The organism is Rhodococcus sp. IEGM 1379 (genome assembly GCF_030056815.1).
Taxonomy (GTDB): domain Bacteria; phylum Actinomycetota; class Actinomycetes; order Mycobacteriales; family Mycobacteriaceae; genus Rhodococcus_F.
Map to the genome: position 1 here is coordinate 59,844 of NZ_JASHKR010000026.1, position 6,670 is coordinate 66,513.

4 protein-coding genes are annotated in these 6,670 nt (G+C 62.3%); 1 reads left to right on the forward strand and 3 read right to left on the reverse strand.

What is annotated here, in order from left to right; all coding sequences use genetic code 11:
- Positions 1-163 precede the first annotated feature (163 nt).
- Positions 164-1,291 carry an NDMA-dependent alcohol dehydrogenase gene (locus QM600_RS16125; RefSeq protein WP_283262496.1) on the reverse strand — a complete coding sequence of 376 codons (1,128 nt, stop codon included), beginning with the start codon at positions 1,289-1,291 and terminating at the stop codon, positions 164-166.
- A gap of 178 nt (positions 1,292-1,469) precedes the next feature.
- Between QM600_RS16125 and QM600_RS16130 the strand changes: the two genes are divergently transcribed.
- Complete coding sequence (locus QM600_RS16130) at positions 1,470-2,330, forward strand: spermidine synthase (RefSeq protein WP_283262497.1); 861 nt, start codon at positions 1,470-1,472, stop codon at positions 2,328-2,330.
- A 19-nt stretch (positions 2,331-2,349) separates the two neighbouring features.
- Here the strand turns inward: QM600_RS16130 and QM600_RS16135 are convergent, their stop codons facing one another.
- Both QM600_RS16135 and QM600_RS16140 read right to left on the reverse strand, forming a co-directional pair.
- Positions 2,350-5,364 (reverse strand): bifunctional [glutamine synthetase] adenylyltransferase/[glutamine synthetase]-adenylyl-L-tyrosine phosphorylase, encoded by a 3,015-nt coding sequence (locus QM600_RS16135; protein ID WP_283262498.1) that lies wholly within the window; start codon positions 5,362-5,364, stop codon positions 2,350-2,352.
- Positions 5,361-6,668 carry a glutamine synthetase family protein gene (locus QM600_RS16140; RefSeq protein WP_283262499.1) on the reverse strand — a complete coding sequence of 436 codons (1,308 nt, stop codon included), beginning with the start codon at positions 6,666-6,668 and terminating at the stop codon, positions 5,361-5,363. Before QM600_RS16140 ends, QM600_RS16135 begins: the two co-directional genes overlap by 4 nt.
- Positions 6,669-6,670: the final 2 nt, after the last annotated feature.

Consider the following 6,670-nt stretch of genomic DNA (forward strand, 5'->3'; position numbering starts at 1 on the left):
CGGCAAACTGAATATTACCTTAGCTAAGTAAGGCTAGCTTAACTAGAACCAATTCTGCACCTACATCCCCCAGCGCCCGAGTTCTGCCACTGACACGAAACCGGCCCTCCGACACAGACGTCGGAGGGCCGGAATCAAATCCGTCATGCTGGACTGAAGGCGATCAGTAATCGTCCTCCGTGTAGACGATCATTCCGCGCAGGTTCTTCCCTGCCAGCATGTCCGCGTACCCCTCGTTGATGTCCTCCAACTTGTAGGTCTTGGTCACCAACTCGTCGAGCTTGAGTGCGCCGCTGCGGTAATGGTCGAGGAGCTTCGGAATCTGCGAACGCGGTCCCACTCCGCCAAAGATGGCTCCCTGCAAGCGCTTCTGCAGAAGTGTCAGCTCGAACAGACTCAGCGTCACCTGAGAATCTGCGTAGTGGCCCATGCCGACGACGACGACCTGCCCACCCTTACCGGTAGCACTGAGCGCGGGCTGGATCATGTCGCCGTGGATCTCACCGACCGTAATGACCGTGACATCAGCCATCTTCCCCCAGGTGATTTCGCCGATCACGGGGAGAGCCTCCTCGATGGAAGCAAAGGTGTGCGTGGCACCGAATTCCTTGGCCTTCTGTCGCTTGAACTCGACCGGATCGATGGCGACGACAAAGCGCGCCCCGGCCGACGCGGCACCCTGTACCGAGTTGATGCCGACGCCACCGATGCCGATAACGACCACCGTGTCACCGACTTTGGCGCCGCCGATTGCCGTCGCCGAGCCCCAACCCGTCGCAACGCCGCAGCCGAGCAGAGCGGCCTTGTCGAGAGGTATGTCCTTTTCGATCTTGATCACCGATGCCTCGTTGACCGTGACGTACGGCGAGAAGGTACCCAACAGACACATCTGAACGACAGGTTCTCCGTCGAGCGTTACGCGATAAGTCTTGTCCGAGATCGCCTGTCCGGTCAGCAGACCCGCACCCTCGTCACAGATGTTCTGGAGCCCCTTGGCGCATGACGGACACCGTCCACAGGCCGGGATGAACGCGAGCACCACATGATCGCCTTCTTCGACGTTGGTGACGCCAGGGCCAACTTTGGTCACCACTCCGGCGCCCTCGTGCCCACCGAGCGCCGGATAGAAGGGCAGCGGAGTTGCACCCGTCCGCAAATGCTCGTCCGAATGGCAGAGTCCCGACGCGGCGAGCCGAACCTGCACTTCGCCGGATACTGGATCGCCCAGTTCGACCTCTTCGATTTCCCACGCCTGACCCGGCGCCTTTACTACCGCTGCCTTAACCTTCACCTGCACTCCTCGAAAATCTTCGTGATGCACGGACGACGACGGACCGAACCGGAAATTTGTGTCTCCGATCACACTCCACCCATGAGTGTGCCTGAACCGGCGCGAAAATACTGCTGCTCCGTGCGCCTTTTTGGTAGTCGGCGCTACCAGAACGGCGCACCGGGGCGGAGCCCCTAGAATGGGTGCAGTGGCCAAAGGAACTCGTAAGACCAAGAATCGCAGCACCGCTCCTGAACAGGGCGATACCGGTCCAGTTCCCGGCACCTTCCCGATCGACACCGGGACCTGCGAACTTGTTCGCGATCAATACTCCGACACCGGCTGGATTGTGCACATCAACGGCGTCCCCAGCTCGCACATCGATCTGGCTGATCCGAAGATTCTGGATTTCGAGTACATGAGGTGGATTGCGCACCTCGTCGATTCCGAACGCTCTCGAACGGAACGACTGCGGGTGCTGCACCTCGGCGGCGGGGCGTGTTCGATGGCTCGGTACTTCGCAGCCACCTATCCCGATGCCCGGCAGGTCGTGGTCGAGATCGACGGTGCGCTGGCGGAATTAGTCCGGAACTGGTTCGATCTTCCACGGGCACCACTGCTCCGCATCCGCGTGGGTGAAGCACGCGCCGTCACCGAAACCCTCACCGAATCAACGCGCGACATCATCATCCGCGATGTCTTCGCCGGCAGCAAAACTCCGGTTCCGCTGACCACGGCGCAGTTCAACGCCCACGTACGACGCGTCCTCGCGCCCGGCGGCATCTACCTCGTCAACTGCGGCGACACCCCGGATCTGCAGGGAGCACGTGCCGAAGCTGCAACTATCGGTGCACAATTCGAGCACATGGCGATCATCGCCGATCCCGCGATGCTCAAGGGCCGACGCTACGGCAACATGATCATCGCGGGCAGCGACGTTCACATCGCCAATTCTCCGGCACTTGCACGCGAACTACTCGGCGGCGGTGTTCCAGCACACGTGTGGGGCGACGCGGAGGTCCGGAAGTTCGCGGCATCCGGCGCAGTCCTTCAGGACTGAATTGCCGGCGCGCTCACCCCTACTCGCCGCCGAATACCCTCTCTACCACTGCTTTTGCGCGGCGCGTAATGCGAAGGTAGTTGTCGAGGAACTCCCCCGCATCATCTCCGTATCCGGCGACCTGAGCCACGGCAGCCAGGACCCGTCCGGGTCCGGGCAACTGATCCGTCGGCTTACCTCGAACCAGCACAAGGCAATTCCGCGCTTTGGTCGCAGTGATCCAGGCGTCGCGTAGCAATTCCACGTCTTCTTCGCTGAGCAACTCGGCTGCGCCGATGGCGTCCAGAGTTTCCAACGTCGAGGTGTTATGCAGGGACTGAATTTTGTCGGCGTGGCGCAGTTGAATCAGCTGCACTGTCCACTCGATGTCGGCCAGTCCGCCGCGCCCCAGTTTGGTATGCGTTGCGGGATCAGCTCCGCGAGGGAGCCTTTCGGAGTCGATACGAGCCTTGATCCGCCGAATCTCACGAACCGCCGCGTCGTCGACGCCACCGGCGGGGTAGCGAGTCTTGTCGATCATGTGGAGGAACTGGAGTCCCAGCACCGGATCGCCGGCAACGGGATGAGCGCGCAGCAATGCCTGGATTTCCCACGCCTGCGCCCACTTCGAGTAATAAGCGTCGTACGACTCGAGGGTGCGGACCATCGGACCGTTTCGGCCTTCGGGACGTAACCCGGTGTCTACCTCGAGCGGCGGATCGGTACTGGGCGCTCCCAGAAGCTTGCGCACCTTGTCCGCAATGCTGTTGGCCCACTTGACGGCAACTGTCTCGTCGACACCTTCGAGGGGCTCGCACACGAACAGAACGTCGGCGTCGGACCCGTATCCGAGTTCACCGCCGCCGAGTCGGCCCATGCCGATGACGGAGAAAGCTGCCGGTGCCGGTGTGCCCAATTCCACAACACTGGCCTTGATGACGGCCGAGAGGGACGCGTTGAGTACCGCAGCCCACACTGAGGAGAGCGCCTTGCACACCTCCGGAACATCGAGCATGCCCAGGATGTCAGCCGAGGCGATCCGAGCCAATTCATGCCGACGCAACGAACGCGCCGCAGCAACAGCGCGATTCGGATCACTGTGCCGACCCGAGGCAGTGAGAATTCCGCGGGAGACGTCTTCGGGCTTCGGTTCGATGAGGCGTGGGCCGCTGGGCGAATCCGCGTACAGGCGAATCACATCGGGTGCCTTGATCAGCAGATCAGGAAGGTAAGCCGAGGAACCCAGCACCCGCATCAGCCGTTCGGCAACGGCAGCCTCGTCGCGGAGCAACCGGAGGAACCAGGTCTGATCGACCAAGGCGTCGGACAACCGTCGATACGCAAGGAGTCCGGCATCGGGATCCGGTGTGTCAGCGAGATATTCGAGCAGTGTCGGCAGCAGCAGTGCCTGAATCCGGCCCTTGCGGGACGCACCCCTGGTTAATGCGGTGAGGTGACCCAGCGCATTTTCGGGGGCGGTGTACCCCAACGCCGCCAACTGACGGACGGCAGCGTCCGGTCCGAGAACCATGGCTTCCTTGTCCATCCGAGCCACCGATTCGAGTAGTGGGCGGTAGAACAATTTGGCGTGGAGCCTGCGGATCCGATGCGAGTTCCGCTTGATCTCGGCACGCAACACACCGAGCGCATCCAGACGTCCGTCGGGACGCATGTGTGCGGCGCGGGCCAACCAGCGCAATGCCTCGTCGTCATCCGGTGGCGGCAACGTGTGCGTGCGCTTGAGTTTCTGCAACTGCAGACGATGCTCGAGAAGTCGCAAGAATTCGTACGACGCCGTGAGGTTCGCAGCGTCGTCGCGGCCCACGTACCCACCTGATGCGAGAGCCGTCAATGCATCGACAGTGCTCTGCACGTGCAGTGCATCGTCAGCCCGGCCGTGCACCAATTGCAGGAGTTGGACGGCAAATTCGACGTCTCGCAAACTTCCGCGGCCGAGTTTGAGCTCACGCTCGCGCATCTCGGGTGGAACGAGTTCCTCGACGCGTCGACGCATGGCCTGCACTTCGGGAACGAAGTCTTCGCGCTCGGACGCCGTCCATACCATCGGGCTCATGGCCTCGGCATACTGACGCCCGAGTTCCATATCGCCGGTCATCGGCCGCGCCTTCAGCAGCGCCTGGAACTCCCACGTCTTGGCCCACCGCTTGTAGTACGCGACGTGAGAATCGAGCGAGCGCACCAGTTCTCCGCGTTTACCCTCAGGGCGCAGTGCGGCATCAACTTCGAAGAAGGCGGAGGTGCCGATCCTCATCATTTCGCCGGCGACCCGACTGGCTGTGGCGTCGGCTGGTTCCGCAACGAAGACGACGTCGACGTCGGAGACGTAATTCAGTTCGCGAGCACCACATTTGCCCATCGCGATGACTGCAAGCCTGATCGGACAGTTGCCCTCGGGGCAGACTGTGGCGATGGCTACCGACAGCGCGGCGGTCAGTGCGGCATCTGCCAGGTCCGAAAGCTGATGGCCGATCGTCTGATACGGAACAACCGGCTCGTTCTCGACCGTGGCCGCCAAATCGCAGGCAGCCAGCAGCATCAGCTGATCTTTGTACGACTTACGCAGCGCAGCAACGGCTTCCGGACCCGTGACGGTGGCGCGGTACGTCTGCGATCCTGGTCCGGCACCCTCGTCGAGACTCGCCCCGACAGAATCGAGTAGCGCGGACGTGGCTTGATCCTTGCTCGGCAAGGAAGAACCGGCGAGGAGTGTCCACCCGATCGGATCAGCAACCAGATGATCGCCGAACGCCGCCGATGCCCCGATCAATGCCAGGAGACGACCACGAACACTCTTGTCCGCACGCAGAGCGGCGTCGAGCTCACGCCAGCCGTCGCCCAAGGACTCCTTGATGCGCACCAGGGTGCGCAACGCGAGGTCCGCATTGGCCGCGCGCGAAAGCGACCACAGAAGTTCGATGCTGTCGGTGTCGACCCAACCGAGCTGGCGGAGTTCGTCGGCAGCGGTGGACTCGACCAGCCCCAACCGACCTGGTCCCGGAACTACTGCTCGAGCAGATGGCGGCTTCACCGTCACAGACCGAGGTAGTTCTTGAGCTCGAACGGCGTCACGTGGCTCCGGTATTCCTCCCATTCACGACGCTTGTTGCGCAGGAAGAAATCGAAGACGTGCTCACCGAGTGCTTCAGCCACCAGCTCCGACTTCTCCATCTCACGCAACGCACTGTCGAGATTGCCCGGCAAAGCCTTGTAGCCCATCGCACGACGCTCCGCGGAGGTCAACGACCACACATCATCCTCAGCCTCGGGAGGCAGCGTGTAGCCCTTCTCGATTCCACGCAGACCGGCGGCGAGCAATACCGCGAACGCGAGGTACGGGTTGCAAGCCGAGTCTGGGCTGCGAATCTCGACGCGACGCGACGACGCCTTGTTCGGCGTGTACATCGGAACGCGGATCAGCGCGCTGCGGTTGGACGGGCCCCACGACGCGGCTGTGGGTGCCTCTCCGCCGTGAACGAGACGCTTGTAGGAGTTGACCCACTGGTTGGTGACGGCACTGATCTCGTTGGCATGCTCGAGGATGCCGGCGATGAATGCCTTGCCGGTTTCGGAGAGCTGCATCGGATCATCCGGATTGTGGAATGCGTTGGTGTCGCCTTCGAACAGGCTCATGTGGGTATGCATGGCCGAACCGGCCTGATCGCTGAACGGCTTGGGCATGAAGCTCGCCCGCACACCTTCACCGATCGCAACCTCCTTGACGACGTATCGGAACGTCATCACGTTGTCGGCCATCGACAGTGCGTCGGCGTAGCGGAGATCGATCTCCTGCTGGCCCGGCGCGGCCTCGTGGTGGCTGAACTCGACGGAGATGCCCATGGACTCGAGAGCGTCGATCGCATGGCGACGGAAGTTGGGGGCCGAATCGTGTACAGCCTGATCGAAGTAGCCACCGGAATCGGCCGGGATCGGCGGTGTGCCGTCTATCGGGCCGTTCTCGAGGAGGAAGAACTCGATCTCCGGATGTACGTAGCAACTGAAGCCCAGATCGCTGGCCTTGCTCAGTTGGCGACGCAGCACGTGGCGGGGATCCGCCCACGACGGCGAACCGTCGGGGTTCGTGATGTCGCAGAACATGCGCGCCGAATGCTGCGCACCGTCCTTGTGAGCCCAGGGCAGAACCTGGAATGTCGACGCATCCGGGCGGGCAACGGTGTCCGCTTCGGACACTCGGGCGAATCCCTCGATAGCGGAACCGTCGAAACCGATTCCCTCTTCGAAGGCGCCTTCGAGCTCGGCGGGGGCGATCGCCACCGATTTGAGGTAACCGAGAACATCGGTGAACCACAAGCGGACGAACCGAATGTCGCGCTCTTCCAGGG